Source organism: Psychromonas sp., from assembly GCF_983033635.1.
Map to the genome: position 1 here is coordinate 1 of NZ_CEZLMY010000084.1, position 15,053 is coordinate 15,053.

At 40.1% G+C, this 15,053-nt stretch carries 14 protein-coding genes and 1 pseudogene; 3 read left to right on the forward strand and 12 right to left on the reverse strand.

Annotated features, from left to right (window positions below):
- The 12 genes from AC4GME_RS11595 to mraZ all read right to left on the reverse strand — a co-directional run.
- Nucleotides 1–566 (reverse strand): D-alanine--D-alanine ligase (locus AC4GME_RS11595; RefSeq protein WP_490379427.1); only part of this gene is annotated, 566 nt, incomplete at its 3' end.
- Entirely contained in the window at nt 566–2,026 is a 1,461-nt protein-coding gene (gene murC / locus AC4GME_RS11600) for a UDP-N-acetylmuramate--L-alanine ligase (RefSeq protein WP_490375880.1), read from the reverse strand. The genes murC and AC4GME_RS11595, both read right to left, overlap by 1 nt.
- A 29-nt stretch (nt 2,027–2,055) precedes the next feature.
- The gene (gene murG, locus AC4GME_RS11605; RefSeq protein WP_490375881.1) at nt 2,056–3,123 is read right to left on the reverse strand and encodes an undecaprenyldiphospho-muramoylpentapeptide beta-N-acetylglucosaminyltransferase; all 1,068 of its coding nucleotides are present in this window, start codon (nt 3,121–3,123) and stop codon (nt 2,056–2,058) included.
- The gene (ftsW, locus tag AC4GME_RS11610; RefSeq protein ID WP_490375882.1) at nt 3,110–4,333 is read right to left on the reverse strand and encodes a putative lipid II flippase FtsW; all 1,224 of its coding nucleotides are present in this window, start codon (nt 4,331–4,333) and stop codon (nt 3,110–3,112) included. The genes murG and ftsW overlap by 14 nt, the downstream gene beginning before the upstream one ends.
- A complete protein-coding gene (gene murD / locus AC4GME_RS11615; protein WP_490375883.1) occupies nt 4,330–5,670 on the reverse strand; it encodes a UDP-N-acetylmuramoyl-L-alanine--D-glutamate ligase in 1,341 nt (446 codons plus the stop codon). The genes ftsW and murD overlap by 4 nt, the downstream gene beginning before the upstream one ends.
- Before the next feature lie 92 nt (nt 5,671–5,762).
- Nucleotides 5,763–6,845, reverse strand: a complete 1,083-nt coding sequence (gene mraY, locus AC4GME_RS11620) for a phospho-N-acetylmuramoyl-pentapeptide-transferase (RefSeq protein ID WP_490375884.1) — start codon at nt 6,843–6,845, stop codon at nt 5,763–5,765.
- A 76-nt stretch (nt 6,846–6,921) separates the two neighbouring features.
- Nucleotides 6,922–8,340, reverse strand: coding sequence for a UDP-N-acetylmuramoyl-tripeptide--D-alanyl-D-alanine ligase (locus AC4GME_RS11625; protein ID WP_490379428.1), 1,419 nt, complete (start codon nt 8,338–8,340; stop codon nt 6,922–6,924).
- Nucleotides 8,337–9,866 carry a UDP-N-acetylmuramoyl-L-alanyl-D-glutamate--2,6-diaminopimelate ligase gene (gene murE, locus AC4GME_RS11630; protein WP_490375886.1) on the reverse strand — a complete coding sequence of 510 codons (1,530 nt, stop codon included), beginning with the start codon at nt 9,864–9,866 and terminating at the stop codon, nt 8,337–8,339. Before murE ends, AC4GME_RS11625 begins: the two co-directional genes overlap by 4 nt.
- 2 nt (nt 9,867–9,868) lie before the next feature.
- Nucleotides 9,869–11,704 carry a peptidoglycan D,D-transpeptidase FtsI family protein gene (locus AC4GME_RS11635; RefSeq protein WP_490375887.1) on the reverse strand — a complete coding sequence of 612 codons (1,836 nt, stop codon included), beginning with the start codon at nt 11,702–11,704 and terminating at the stop codon, nt 9,869–9,871.
- Nucleotides 11,701–12,015, reverse strand: a complete 315-nt coding sequence (ftsL, locus tag AC4GME_RS11640; protein WP_490375888.1) for a cell division protein FtsL — start codon at nt 12,013–12,015, stop codon at nt 11,701–11,703. The genes AC4GME_RS11635 and ftsL overlap by 4 nt, the downstream gene beginning before the upstream one ends.
- Before the next feature lies 1 nt (nt 12,016).
- Nucleotides 12,017–12,964 (reverse strand): 16S rRNA (cytosine(1402)-N(4))-methyltransferase RsmH, encoded by a 948-nt coding sequence (gene rsmH, locus AC4GME_RS11645; protein WP_490375889.1) that lies wholly within the window; start codon nt 12,962–12,964, stop codon nt 12,017–12,019.
- Nucleotides 12,964–13,422 (reverse strand): division/cell wall cluster transcriptional repressor MraZ, encoded by a 459-nt coding sequence (gene mraZ, locus AC4GME_RS11650; protein WP_490375890.1) that lies wholly within the window; start codon nt 13,420–13,422, stop codon nt 12,964–12,966. The genes rsmH and mraZ overlap by 1 nt, the downstream gene beginning before the upstream one ends.
- Before the next feature lie 304 nt (nt 13,423–13,726).
- Here mraZ and rsfS point away from each other — a divergent pair, with 304 nt between their 5' ends.
- From rsfS to AC4GME_RS11665, 3 genes and pseudogenes are all read left to right on the forward strand, one after another.
- On the forward strand, nt 13,727–14,053 hold the full coding sequence (gene rsfS / locus AC4GME_RS11655) for a ribosome silencing factor (protein ID WP_490376734.1): 327 nt from the start codon (nt 13,727–13,729) through the stop codon (nt 14,051–14,053).
- Nucleotides 14,053–14,523 (forward strand): 23S rRNA (pseudouridine(1915)-N(3))-methyltransferase RlmH, encoded by a 471-nt coding sequence (gene rlmH / locus AC4GME_RS11660; protein ID WP_490376733.1) that lies wholly within the window; start codon nt 14,053–14,055, stop codon nt 14,521–14,523. Before rsfS ends, rlmH begins: the two co-directional genes overlap by 1 nt.
- A 57-nt stretch (nt 14,524–14,580) precedes the next feature.
- Nucleotides 14,581–15,053 (forward strand): annotated as a pseudogene (locus AC4GME_RS11665) (penicillin-binding protein 2); the annotation flags it as partial.

The following is a 15,053-nucleotide window of genomic DNA, read 5'->3' on the forward strand; positions in this document are numbered from 1 at the left end:
GTGTATTCTTGACCGGTTATCCACGATTCAAGTAATACTTTATTATCAAATTTAAATGCGCCAGATAATGCATCAACAAGTTCAGCGGCATTAGTTACTTTTGCCATACCAATGCTTGAACCTTCATTAACAGGTTTAACCATTACCGTACCCGATAAAGACGCTAGTATATCTTCTGATTGCTTGGGATCAAAGTCATCTTTGATGATGATTTGATAATTTGCAGTAGGCAATTGATAACTTTGCCAAATTTGTTTGGTTTTAGATTTATCCATAGCAATTGCAGAGCTTAAAACATCACTACCGGTAAATGGCAAACCTAAGGTTGTTAAAAAACCTTGAATAACACCATCTTCACCACCTCGACCATGTAAAGCGATAAAAACACGATCAATTCCCAGTTTTTTTAACTGGGTAATATCATCATATAGAGGATCGATAGCAACGGCGTCGATATCCTGACGTAATAATGCGTTTAAAATAGCTGTCCCGGAGTTTAATGAAACTTCACGCTCCGCACTGTTGCCACCTAATAAAACAGCAACTTTACCAAAATCTGAACTCATTAACTTATACTCACTTGTTTCATTTTTTCTATATCTAGTTTTAATTCCGCTAATGTTTTTACTACAGCGCCGATATTGCCCGCCCCTTGCGTTAAAACTAAATCACCATCATCAATGATCTGTGCCAAGATCCCGGGTAATGCTTCGGGATTAGCTACAAAAATAGGCTCTTTATCACTGCATTGACGGATGGTCCGACATAAAGATCGGCTATCCGCACCTGCAATTGGAGTTTCTCCTGCCGCGTACACATCAAGCAGCAACAGCTGATCAACTTGTGCTAATACCTGTGCAAAATCTTCATACAGATCACGTGTTCGTGTATAACGATGCGGTTGATATGCCATCACTAAACGCTTATCTGGCCAACCTGCACGTGCAGCATTAATGGTTGCCTGCACTTCTGTTGGATGATGACCGTAGTCATCCACTAACAGCGCTTTACCACGACCCGTTTCAAACTCACCATACTGCTCAAAACGACGGCCAATACCTTCGAATTCATTAAGCGCTTCTATAATGGCCTGATCATCAATATCACCTTCCATCGCCACCGCAATCGCCGCAGCTGCATTCAGCGCATTATGCTTACCAGGCAGGTTTAATTGGATTTTTAAATCTTTTTTATTAGCACGATGAACTAAAAATTCACTACGATTAACCGTTTGTTTAAATGCAGATATTCGTACATCAGCTTGTTCATGAAAACCATAAGTCACACACTGGCGAGCAAATTTAGGAATTAATGATTCAACAACGGCATCATCTAAACAAACAACGGCTGTACCATAAAAAGGAAGATTTTGAATAAACTTCACAAAGGTATCTTTTAATACTTCAAAATCACCCTGATAGGTATCCATATGGTCAGCTTCAATATTTGTAACTACTGACACCATAGGTTGTAAATGCAGAAATGAAGCATCACTTTCGTCCGCTTCTGCAATTAAATATCGACTTTGCCCTAATTTAGCATTCGTGCCGGCACTATTTAACAAACCACCAATAACAAAAGTAGGATCAAGATCTGCCTGACCGAAAATGCTGGCAATTAAACTGGTGGTGGTCGTTTTACCGTGTGTACCTGCGACAGCAATACCGTGCCGGTAACGCATCAATTCCGCTAACATCTCTGCACGACGAACAACGGGAATGCGTGCTTGCTGCGCCGCTAATAATTCGGGATTATCAGGGTTAATCGCAGTCGAGACAACAACCACAGATGCCCCGTAAATATTATCTTGCTGATGGCCGATAAATATTTCAGCACCAATTGAACGCAGGCGTTTTACCACTGGATTTTCGGCGATATCAGAACCGCTAATTTTATAGCCTTCATAGGCAAGGACTTCAGCAATACCGCCCATACCAGCACCACCGATACCCACAAAATGAATCTGTTTAACGCGACGCATCTCAGGGATCATGGTACGTATTTGCGCGAGTTCAATTTTTCTCATATAAGCCACTAATTTTTTTTATTGTTCGATTAAACGAATTGATTACAAATAGAAACAACACGTTCTGTTGCATCAATAATTGCTGTTTTTTTACTGTTTTTAGACATATCTTCAAGCAAGCCTCTATTTTGGCTGAATGTCCGCAAATAATCACTTAATTTATCCTCATTTAATTCTTTTTGAGGTATCAACACCGCTGCTTCTTTATTTACTAAGTCTTGCGCATTTTTTGTTTGATGATCATCAACCGCATGCGGCAATGGCACAAAAATAGCGGGCAAACCAACTACTGCAATCTCTGCAACCGTAAGCGCACCTGCGCGACAAATAACTAAATCAGCCCAGTTATAGGCATCATCTATATCGCTGATAAAATCTTGTACATCAACTTCTACGTTAACTTGTTGATATGCTTTCATTAAATTTTCATAATGCCCTTTACCACTTTGATGCCTTACTTTAACTTGTGATTTATCAAAACGGCTTATTACCTTAGGTAACAGTTCATTCAATACCTTCGCCCCTAAACTACCACCAACAACTAACACTTTAAGTGCGCAGTTTTCAGGCGATATATTTTTTTCAGGCAGCTTAATGAGCTGCTCTCGCACAGGGTTACCTACCAAAACAGCCTTTTTACTTGAAAATGCACCAGAAAATCCCATTAATACCTTTTTTGAAAAATAGGATAAAATTCGATTAGTTAATCCTGCAGCTGCATTTTGCTCATGTAAAATAACAGGAATACCCATAGTCCATGCGGCAATTCCCCCTGGGCCACTGGCAAAACCGCCCATCCCCAGTACTAAATTCACTTGCCGTTTTTTTAATACAGCACGCGCCTGCATAATAGACTTAATAACCCTAAAAGGTGCCATCAATAAACGCTTCAGCCCATTACCACGTACCCCCGCAATATCAATAAAATCAATATCATAACCATGCTCAGGCACAAGTTGTGCCTCCATGCGATCCGCCGTACCTAACCAGCTAACTTGCCAGCCCTGTGATTTTAATTTGTCAGCAACCGCCAGCCCCGGGAAAACATGTCCGCCCGTACCACCTGCCATCACTAATAATGTTTTATTCTGTTTCATTTATTTCTTCTTTATCAGCTGTTTTTTTGCGCTTTTTCTTTTTCGGTTTAGTCAGCCGTACTTGCGCCGATGCTTGTCGTGTTTCAAAGTCAATACGTAATAAGAGACCCACCGCCAGTGCGATAGTTAACAAGCTAGAACCACCATAGCTAACCAAAGGCAGTGTTAACCCTTTCGTTGGTGCTATACCCGATGCGGCCCCGACATTAACAGCAGTTTGAAAAGCAAACCAAATCGCGATACCAATCGCGACATAACCGGAAAAAACCAGTGATTGCTGCAGTGCTTTTTTACCGATTGAAAATGCTTTATAAACTAAAACAAACTCTAAAACGATCACCACAATGACACCAATAAAACCGAGTTCTTCGGCAAGGATTGCCATAATAAAATCGGTATGTGCTTCAGGCAAATACTCCAGTTTTTGTACTGAATTACCTAAACCTTGCCCGAACCAACCACCACGGCCGAACGCCATTAATGATTGGGTTAATTGATAACTGCGACCGAAGGGATCGGCCCAGGGATCTAAAAAACCAAATACACGAGCCATCCGGTAAGGCGAAGTGACAATAAGGACAACAATGACAGCAAGTAATGACACGGCAATACCGATAAACGAAATTAATTTGGCATCGGCAATAAATAACATGCCCATCATCACCACTACAATTACCACTGTTGAACCTAAATCGGGTTGCAGTAACAGCAATAATGCAAAAACAGATAAGATGATAAGTGGTTTGATAAAACCTTTAATGGTATCGATAACCTCTTCTTGCCGACGCACAAGATAACTTGCCACAAACAGCACAATTGCCAATTTTGCAAATTCTGAAGGCTGCATATTAAACGGCCCCAATCGCAGCCAGCGGTGTGAACCGTTAACTTCGGTACCGACCAATAAAACGGCAAGTAATCCGAGAAAAGCGAGAATTAATAGAAGATTTTGTCTGTCATACCAGCGCTGCATTGGAATAGATACCACCCCGGCGAGTAGGGCCAAACAAATTACAACGTACAGAAGATGGCGTTTTAAAAAACGAAATGGATCCGAAGATAATGCAATCCCTTCAGGGATTGAAGCTGAAGCAACAATTACCAGGCCGACAGCCATTAAACTAAAAACAACGACTAATAACTGACGGTCATAAGCTTGTTGCTCGCTGTTAACACTAAAAAAACGGCTTAGTTTATTTAATAACTTCATTTATTCAGATCCGTTTTTAATGAAGTCACCAGCGCTTTAAAATGCTCACCGCGCGCCATAAAGTTAGGGTACATATCTAAGCTTGCGCAAGCAGGCGTTAAAATAACTAAGTCCCCTTTTTTGCAGCTGCTTGCGATTAATTTAACCGCTTCTTCTAAGTTTTTTACCAATCGCGCGCGTTTATTCAACTGCGCAATTTTTTCGGCATCTTTACCAAAACAGATAATTGAACCTTTAACCGTTTCTAAAACAGGCGTTAGCTCACTAAAATCAGCACCTTTCCCCTCTCCTCCCAAAATTACATGGACATCACCTTGAATTGTGTCAGATAAGCCTGACAAAGCAGCTTGCGTTGCGCCAACATTGGTAGCTTTGGAATCATTTATCCAACGCACACCCTCAACATCAGCAACAAACTCACAGCGGTGCGTTAAGCCGCGATATTTTTGTAAAGTGCAAAGCATTGCCTTTTTATCTAAATTAACCGCTTCACCTAAAGCAAATGCGGCTAACGCATTCATCCAGTTATGTTTACCGCTTAGCTTTAATAATTCAACGGCTAAAAGCGGCTCGCCATCCTTCGCTAAAAAAACATTTCCAGCCGAATCTGTTACTAAACCATAAAAACGACTGTCAAAACCAAAACTGACTTGTGACTGTTTTTCTATATTCGGAAAAGTTAGTAAATCATCGCGATTAAACAACGCCTTTTTGCTTTGTTGATAAATAAGCTGTTTAGTTTGCGTATAATGTTGGTACGAATCATATCTATCGAGGTGATCTTCACTGACATTTAAAATCGTTGCGATATCGGCATTTAATGATTGCGTAGTTTCCAGTTGAAAACTGGACAGTTCAAGTATGTATAAGTCAACTTCAGGTGACAGTAAATCCAACGCAGGAATACCTATATTGCCACCAACAGCAGCATTTATCTTTGTCTCGTCTGCCATCTTTCCTAGCAAACTGGTTACAGTGCTTTTGCCGTTTGATCCCGTAATAGTCACTAATTTTGCATGGCGGTATTGAGGCGTTTTAAGTTTTCTCGCAAACAGCTCAATATCACCAATAATTTCGCAACCTGCTTTAGCGGCAGACTGTAAAGCTGGCGTAACCAGTGCAATGCCGGGGCTGGCTATAATCAACTTATAGTTCGCTAATAAATCACCATTTAGCGGCCCGGTAATAAGCTTGACCTGCTTATTTAATTTATCAACACCAGGCGGGTTTTCTCGTGTATCAAAAACGCTAACTTGGTAACCTTCCTGCAGTAGAAAGTTAACACAAGATAACCCTGTTATACCAAGCCCTAAAACGGCAACCAGTTTCTCTGACATTTTAACGTACCTTTAATATCACAATAACGCTCAATACCATCACGAAAACATTGCGATTCCCAAAATAATCAACATCCAGTTTCTCTGACATTTTAACGTACCTTTAATGTCACTAGACCAATCAACACCATAACGATGGTAATGATCCAAAAACGCACAATAACGCGTGGCTCAGGCCAACCTTTTTTCTCATAATGATGATGAATCGGTGCCATACGGAAGATTCGCTGTTTACGCATTTTATAAGAGCCAACCTGCAGGATAACTGACAGGGTTTCAATAACAAAAATCCCCCCCATAATCACCAGTAAAATCTCCTGGCGTACCAGAACAGCAATAACACCTAATAATGCACCTAATGCTAATGAACCAACATCGCCCATAAACACTTGTGCAGGATAAGTATTGAACCATAAAAAACCTAAACCAGCGCCAATAATGGTGCCGCAAATAACCACCAGTTCACTTGCTTTGGGAATGTACGGGATGTACAAATAATGGGCATAATTAACATGACTGGTTAAATAAGCAATCAGTGCAAAAGCAGCCGCCACCATCACTGTGGGCATAATAGCCAAACCATCCAGACCATCGGTTAAGTTCACCGCATTGCTGCTGCCTACCACGGTAAAATAAACCAAAGGAATAAAAGCTATTCCTAAATAAGGCATATATTCTTTAAAGAAGGGCATAACAAAGGTCAGTTCAGCGGGGCTTGAAGCCGTTAGCAACAGTACTGTCGCAAGCAATAATGCTGTGACTGACTGCCAAAAGTACTTCCAACGTGCAATCAAACCGTCAGGATGTTTGCGAACTACTTTCAGGTAATCATCCATAAAACCAATGCCGCCGAAAGAAAGCGTTGTAAATAATACAATCCATACATAATGATTATCTAAGCGCGCCCATAACAGGGTAGAAAGTGTTATTGCAGCAAGGATCATAATCCCCCCCATGGTTGGGGTACCCGCTTTGCTGAAATGTGACTCAGGGCCGTCATCACGAACAATCTGTCCAATCTGCATTCTTTGTAAAAAACGGATCAGTTTTGGTCCGAACCATAATGAAAAGGCTAATGCGGTTAAAACAGCCATTACCGTACGCACTGATAGATAGGTCAAAACATTTAGAAATGTGAATTGACTTGAAAAGAAATCTGCTAACCAAACTATCATGGATTATCCCTATTTAAACTGCTCATGTTTATTAAATTTTTAGTATAAAAATTACGATTATTAACTTGTTGTCTGTTTAACTTAATATTTGTTTGATAAGAGCAACAATCTCTTCCATTTTGGCGCTGCGTGATCCTTTCACTAAAATGGTTAATTTTTCACGGTTTTGTAACAACTCTTTTTGTAAATATGCTGTTAATTGTTGTTTATTAGTAAAGTGCAATGCGCTATTTGCGCCACTCGCTGTAAATGCTTGAGCAGTCTGCTCTGTTAATTTTCCGACAGTTAATAACTGTTCGATGCCTTGTTTAGCAGCATATTCGCCGATAGCCATATGTTCTTTTTCGCTGTGCAAACCAAGCTCAGCCATATCAGCTAAAATTAACAGATGCGAACCACAATACTGAGTCAGCAGATCAACAGCGGCTTTGACCGATGCTGAATTGGCATTATAGGTGTCATCAATGACCGTTACTAATTCACTGATTTGAGTGCAGTTAACCCGCCCTGCGACCTCTTTTACTAAATTTAAACCTCGGCTAATCACATCCAGACCGCAACCTAATGCAGCAGCCATACTGGCAGCTGCCAGTGCGTTGCTGATATTGTGTTTTCCCGCTAAATTTAATTGAATCACAGTTGATTGTATCTGCCTCTGAACTCGAAGATTTAGGGTAAATGTTGCTTTACCTAATTGGTCAAACTTAATCTCCGATGCAAACAGATTTGCCCCTTGATCTGTTTGTGAAAACGTAACAGTTTTAGTCTGTTGCTGCTGCAGTTGCTGTATATATTCATTAGCAAAATTTGCATCCAGATTGACCACTGCATAACCATTTTCAGTTAAACTCTGCCAAATTTCACCTTTGGCTTTTGCCACACCTTCGAGGGAGCCAAACCCTTCAAGATGAGCTGGCATTACATTGTTGATTAAAGCCACATCCGGTTTCACAAGTTGTGCTGTATAGGCTATTTCACCTTCATTATTTGCCCCTAATTCAACAACAGCAAAGCGGTTTTGCTTAGTTAAACGTAATAGGGTTAACGGCAGTCCAATATCGTTATTAAAGTTACCAGCAGTTGCGAGTACTGAGTTTTCAGCATCGCTAAACTGGCATAAAATTTGGCTTAATAACTCTTTGGTTGTAGTTTTGCCATTACTGCCGGTAATAGCTGCACACTTTAATCCGCTGATTTGTTGTTTGACATAAGCGCCCAGCAAACCTAATGCGATGCGTGTATCTTCGACTAATATATAAGGTAATTTACTGTCTGTTTTATAGTGAACTAATAAAGCCGCAGCGCCCGCTATTTCAGCCTGATCTAAAAATTGGTGCGCATCAAATAGATCACCGTGCAAAGCGATAAACAAGCAACCTGCTGCAATGGATCTGCTATCGGTACAAACAGCATTAATAACAAGATCATCAGACAAACAGTTGATTAGCTTGCCTCCCGTGGCTTGTGCTATTTCTGCAATAGTTAAACTAATCATAAACTCGCCTTGTTATTGTTTTTATTATGTTGTTCTTGTAGCGAGGCCAATAATCCACGGTCACTGTAATACAGGCGTGTATCACCAATAATTTGATAGTCTTCATGCCCTTTACCTGCTAATAAAATAATATCACCGGGTAAGCTGTTTTCTAATAGAAACAATACGGCTTGTGTTCTATCATGAATTTTTGTAACAGCAGAGGGTTGATTAAAACCTGATAAAATACCCTGCATAATATCCGCGGCAGATTCACTGCGCGGGTTATCATCAACTAAAACGACCTTTTCTGCAAAAGCTTCAGCTACTTTTGCCATTTCAGGGCGTTTTCCTTTATCTCGATCACCACCACAACCAAAAACACAGATTAATCGTCCTGACGATTTATGTTTCTGCAGCGCAGTTAATGCTTTTTCTAATGCATCCGGGGTGTGAGCATAATCCACCACAAAAGTGATTTTTTGCTTTTCAAAATTATATTGCTCCATACGACCCGGTACGGTTGTTAATTTCGGAAAGATAGATTCAAGTTGTGCTATTGATATGTTTTCAGCCAGTAATTGCGCTGCAACAGCGGCTAAATTGGAAACATTAAAATCACCGTAAAACGGGGCTGATATATTACCTTTTCCCCAGGAGGACTCAAATGCAAAATCAATCCCTTGTCCTTGATAATTGACCTTTGAAATTCGTAAATAAGCTTGCTGCTTAGAAAGTGCTTTGGTATCAAAACCATAAGCTATCGCATCAGGAAAATCATTTAACCAATCTTCACCAGTTTGATCATCGGCATTAATAATACGGTGCTGAACGGGGTATTTTTCAAATAATAATTTTTTAGCTTCCCCATAGCTCTCCATCGAACCGTGATAATCAAGATGATCTCGTGACAAGTTAGTAAAAATGGCACTGTGGAAAGGTAATGCACTAACACGTCCCTGGCTTAAACCATGTGAAGAAACTTCCATTACCGTATAGTCAACATCCATTTGCTGGTAATGATATAACTCAGAAAAAACCGAGATTGCATCTAGTGTGGTATTGAGACTGCTTTTAAGCTGACCAAACAAACCATTACCTATGGTGCCCATTTGCGCACTTTGTTTACCTAATAGCATCAGAGAATTCGCCAATAAACTGGCAATAGTTGTTTTGCCATTGGTACCTGTTACTGCAATTACTTTATGTAAATTTTGTTGTGGAAAATAAAAACGGTAAGCAAGCTCACTTAAAATTGCTGGCAGTTGATAAACCTCAATCACCGGCACACTACACAAGTTGCTAATTACACCATGTTTGCTTGGATCACGTGTTTCACATAAAACAGCAGATGCTCCCAGTTGGCAAGCTTTATTAATAAAGCTTCGGCCGTCTAAAAGCGCACCTTGTAGTGCCACAAATAGATTATCTTTAACTATTTCACGACTATCTAAAGTCAACCCTGACACCATAACTGTCTCAAAATCGACTGCTAACCATGGCTCCAGCAGCCTCTTTAATGACATTAACTCAGGATTGTTTTTCATTATTAATAAGATTCCAGCCAAGTGTAACGTTCATTTTGATCATCCGGGCGAACATGGCTTAATAAAAGTGCACTTTTCATCACCGCCGAGAAAACAGGTGCGGCAACATCTCCGGCATAATAGCGATCACCTTGTGGTTCATTAATCATCACCACAATCGCAAAGCGAGGTTTACTAATGGGAGCTAACCCTGCAAAAACGGAAACATAATCATCACCATAACCACCCGCTTCTGCTTTTCGTGATGTCCCTGTCTTACCCGCTATTCGATAACCTTCAACTTTCGCTTTCGGTGCAGTTCCCCCTTTCTGGCTTACACCTTCCATCATTTCCACAACTTCAAGCGCAATATGACGCGGGATCACCTGCTGACCTGCAACTGGATTTGAGTTTTTTAATATCGAGATAGGATATTCAATACCGCCACTGCCTAATATTGCATAAGCTTTAGCAAGTTGTAAGGTTGTGGTTGTAATACCATAACCAAAAGACATGGTTGCCAATTCAAAATCAGACCAGCGATGACGGATTGGCATACGGCCGACACTCTCACCAATTAAGGAAATGCCGGTATCATTACCAAAACCAAAATTGGCAAATGTTTGTTGCAACTGCTCGGGTTTTAAACGCAATGCTAATTTACTCACACCAATATTGCTGGATTTTTTCAAAATCATCGCCAGATCTATCTTGCCGTAATTTTTTCCATCTCGAACACGACGTCCGCCGATATGCATCCAACCAGGAGAAGTATTAATCACTTCATCAACATCTGTTTTACCATAAATAAGCGCGCTTGAGACAACCAATGGTTTTACTGTAGAGCCTGGTTCAAAGGTATCTGTAATAGCTCGATTTCTTAATTTATAAGGTTGATATTGAGTACGATCATTGGGATTAAACGAGGGATAATTTGCCATCGCATAAATCTCACCAGTATTAACATCCAATACAACAATTGAACCTGATGTTGCGTCATTTATTTTCACTGCACGCTTTAATTGACGGTAAGCCACTGCTTGAATTCGCTGATCAATACTAAGCTGTAAATTACCGGCTGCTTTTTTCTTTTTAAGCACTTCGATATTATCAATAACATTACCGAGTCTATCTTTGCGTACGCGTTTTTTCCCGGTCTGCCCCTGCAGGTAATTGTTGTAGCTTTTTTCAATCCCTTCAATACCTTGCGCATCAAGATCGGTTAAGCCTAAAATATTGGCGTTGATTTCACCGGTAGGATAAAAACGATGCGATTCTAACTGGTTAGAAATGCCGGCTAGTTTAAGTTGTTTGACATAATCAACAATCGGTTTATTTACCTGCCTTTTTAGATAAGCAAAACGAGAACCGGGTTTTTGGATGATAGAAGCAAGTTTCTCAACTTCTATATCTAATACTTCAGCTAATGCAGGCCATTTTTTAGATTCATAAAAATACTGTTTGCTATGTTTTTCACTACCATTACGCGGATTTACTGCAACACTTTCCGCCCACTCCTCTAGAGTGAATGCGTATGCTTTTTTTACCGTTTTAGGATCAACCCAAATTGCATAAGCAGGCACACTAATCGCAAGCTCTTCACCATTACGATCTTCAATATTGCCTCGATGAGCCACTGATTTTGTCACACGCAGACTGCGTTTATCTGCTTCCTTAGTTAAATATTCAGGTTCAATAACCTGAATATAAGCAAGACGGCTTATTAAAAGTAAAGCAACCGTCGCAGTTGCTAAAGATACAAACAGGTAACGCCATGAGGAAAATGTTGCATACACTTTTTTCTTTTTTGTATGCTTATTTGCTTTAGGTTTTGTTAAATTCCGTTTCGTTTTCTTCATGGAAGTTCCACTAATACACTATTCTTTTTGGTTGGCTGTGACATCGACAATTTTTTCCGCGCAATATATCTAATGCGACTGTGTTCATCGAGAGTATGCTCTTCAATAAGCAAATTGCGCTTTTCAATCATTAAGTTATCTTTCTGCTGTGATAATTGTTCTTTTTTGGTAATTAACTCACGAGTTTCATGCGTAATATAGATGTTATAAAACGCGCTTATTAAAATAGCGAAACCCAGTAACAAAACAAAAAAGTTCCTGCGTAAATCGGCAAGAATTAATAACAACAAATTGTCACGTTTATCACTCAACTTAATCGTTCTCTGGTTCTGCTATTTTTTCAGCAACACGTAATACAGAACTACGTGCCCGCGCATTTTCACTAATTTCTTGAGCACTTGGTTTTAATGCTTTGCCCTTTGATTTTAGTGTTTTCCCCCGTTTCATCTGCGCTTCTGTTAACGGCAATCCTGCAGGGTATTCACGCCCTTTTTCTTGTTTACGGATAAAACGTTTAACAATCCGGTCTTCAAGAGAATGAAAACTAATCACAGAAAGTTGCCCACCAATTGCCAAGACCTCTAATGCACCATCTAAAACCTTGTGGATCTCTTCTAACTCACTGTTCACATAAATTCGAATAGCCTGAAAACTACGCGTTGCCGGATGCTTTTTCTTTTCTCTTTTTGGACAAAGGCGTTCAATTAATTGTGCGAGTTGTAAAGTACGTAAAAACGGCGTTTCTTCACGATCGGCAACAATCGCACGCGCAATTCGGTAAGCAAACTTCTCTTCGCCAAAGGTTTTTAATACCCAACCAATATCATCAACATCGGCTTTTGCTAACCATTTCGCTGCGCTGATACCTGATGTAGGATCCATGCGCATATCCAATGGACCGTCGCGCATAAAGCTAAAACCGCGCTCTGCATCATCAAGTTGCGGTGATGAAACGCCAAGATCTAATAGCACACCATCAATTTTACCAGTCAGCCCTAACTCTTTTACATAATCAGCCAAACCAGAAAAAGGCCCATGAACTATGGTAAAACGAGGATCTTCTTTCATTAACAGCTCCCCGGTTGCGATCGCGCGCGGATCCCTGTCGATCGCAATTAAACGTCCGTTTTCACCGAGCTGTTTTAAAATATGGCGAGAGTGACCACCTCGGCCAAACGTACCATCAACATAAATGCCATCTTTTTTTATAGCCAAGCCATTAACCGCTTCATCAAGCAGTACCGTGATATGTTCAACCATTACAGTGAAAACCCCTTTAATCGTTCGCTTAATTCATTGCCCGTAGGTAAACCTTGTTGTAAATCTTGTTGTACTTGTTGATGCCACATATCTTCGTCCCACAGTTCAAATTTATTTAATTGCCCAACCAACATGACTTTTTTTTGTAGTTTTGCATGTTGTCTTAGCGTTGGGGCAATTAAAGTTCGACCACCTTTATCTAATTCACTCTCTGTTGCATAACCTAAAATCAGTCTTTGCAAACGGCGTTCTTGTGGATCTGTACTTGATAACCCACGTAATTTACTTTCAATTAATAACCACTCATTTAACGGATAAAGCAATAAACATGGCGACTGAAGATCTATAGTGCACACAAATTGACCGTTGCAAGTGTCCGTCAACCACTCACGGTATCGTGTTGGAATAGCGATTCTTCCTTTGCTATCAAGATTAATTACACTTGCGCCACGCAACATAAAAAAAGATCCACGAGTCAGTTTCGGTGAAAAATGCTTTATTATAGAATAAAAGATCCACTTTTATACACTTTTCACCACATTAAACGAAGAAGTCTAATAAAGTGCGTAATTATTGCAAGTAAAGCGGCTTTTATTTTTATGCTTTTCTTCACATAAAACTGATTAAGTTGTTTAAAATTGTAAAAAGTTAAGTTAAACAGTGGAAATGTGAAATTATTATCAATATTGGTCAGGCTGAGTTTGGGCATGTTATACTCTCTTGCTATTAAATTTTTTAATCTATTTATTAAAGGAATATCCTTTGCAAGACCAACAACTAAAACAATTCGTGTTACAACAACTTGAAGATATGAAAGCAAAAGACGTTACTATTATTGATGTTTCAGCTACATCAGATGTAACAGATACTATGATTATCTGTACAGGTAACTCTAAACGCCACGTTCGTTCTGTTGCCGAACAAACTGCACTTGCTGCCAAAAGAGAAGGTGAAACACCTTTAGGCATAGAGGGTTTAGAAGGTAGTGAGTGGGTACTACTAGACTTAGGCAACATTGTTGTGCACGTTATGCAAGATGAAACTCGCCAGTTCTACCAGCTTGAGAAGCTTTGGGAACAGTGCGCTTAATGAAAATTCAGTTAATCGCAGTGGGCACAAAAATGCCTGACTGGGTTGAAAAAGGATATCAAGAGTATGCCCGGCGTTTCCCTAACGAGATGCAGCTTGAGCTGCTGGAAATAAATGCAGGGAAGCGTGGCAAAAATGCAGATATAAAACGCATTTTAAAAAAAGAGGGTGAACTCACCCTTGCAGCCATCCCCAAAGGTAACAAAATTGTCACTTTAGAAGTAACAGGCAAAGCTTGGACGACCGAGCAACTTGCCAAAGAGATGACAAAATGGCAGTTAGATGCAAGAAACATCAGTTTACTGATCGGTGGCCCTGAAGGGCTTGCCCCGGAATGTATAGAAAAATCGGAACAACGCTGGTCCCTTTCCGCTTTAACCTTGCCACACCCTTTAGTGCGTATTATTGCTGCGGAAAGTTTATATCGCGCTTATACATTAACGATTAACCACCCTTATCATCGAGAATAAAACGTGGTAAAAAAGCGCATAAGCATAAGAAATCACTCGGCGGAATCCGCTCTTTTTATGCGCCGGACTTTGGTTGTTTTTATCGCCATTCTGTTTGCCATCGGTGTTTTAATTAGCAACCTCTATTACCTGCAAATCAGCTCTTTTCAAACTTATCAAACACGATCTAACGCCAATCGCATTAGTGTGCAGACGGTGCCGCCTAATAGAGGCCTTATTTATGATCGAAATGGCATAATCCTTGCTGAGAACCGCCCTGTATATAGCTTGCAGGTGATTGTTAATAAAACAAAAAACCTGAAAGCCAGCATCGAAGAACTGCAGCAGTTAATGTCATTGACTGATAAAGAAATTGAACGTTTTCATACTAAAAATCGTTATTCGCGATCTTTCAAAGCAATTGTTATTCGTGACAATCTTACAGCAAAAGAGGTCGCATTATTTACCGTTAATCAGCATAAATTTAAAGGGTTTGCTATTCAGGCCAACCTGAAACGTTTTTATCCTTTTGGAGATGCATTTACCCATGT

Excerpts from the sequence above, each read along its gene's own strand:
- murD (WP_490375883.1), bottom strand. The coding sequence starts at position 5,670 with ATGTCAGAGAAACTGGTTGCCGTTTTAGGGCTTGGTATAACAGGGTTA.
- AC4GME_RS11625 (WP_490379428.1), bottom strand. The coding sequence starts at position 8,340 with ATGATTAGTTTAACTATTGCAGAAATAGCACAAGCCACGGGAGGCAAG.
- AC4GME_RS11635 (WP_490375887.1), bottom strand. The coding sequence starts at position 11,704 with ATGAAGAAAACGAAACGGAATTTAACAAAACCTAAAGCAAATAAGCAT.
- rsmH (WP_490375889.1), bottom strand. The coding sequence starts at position 12,964 with ATGGTTGAACATATCACGGTACTGCTTGATGAAGCGGTTAATGGCTTG.
- murE (WP_490375886.1), bottom strand. The coding sequence starts at position 9,866 with ATGAAAAACAATCCTGAGTTAATGTCATTAAAGAGGCTGCTGGAGCCA.
- mraZ (WP_490375890.1), bottom strand. The coding sequence starts at position 13,422 with ATGTTGCGTGGCGCAAGTGTAATTAATCTTGATAGCAAAGGAAGAATC.
- ftsW (WP_490375882.1), bottom strand. The coding sequence starts at position 4,333 with ATGAAGTTATTAAATAAACTAAGCCGTTTTTTTAGTGTTAACAGCGAG.
- murG (WP_490375881.1), bottom strand. The coding sequence starts at position 3,123 with ATGAAACAGAATAAAACATTATTAGTGATGGCAGGTGGTACGGGCGGA.
- rlmH (WP_490376733.1), top strand. The coding sequence starts at position 14,053 with ATGAAAATTCAGTTAATCGCAGTGGGCACAAAAATGCCTGACTGGGTT.
- mraY (WP_490375884.1), bottom strand. The coding sequence starts at position 6,845 with ATGATAGTTTGGTTAGCAGATTTCTTTTCAAGTCAATTCACATTTCTA.
- murC (WP_490375880.1), bottom strand. The coding sequence starts at position 2,026 with ATGAGAAAAATTGAACTCGCGCAAATACGTACCATGATCCCTGAGATG.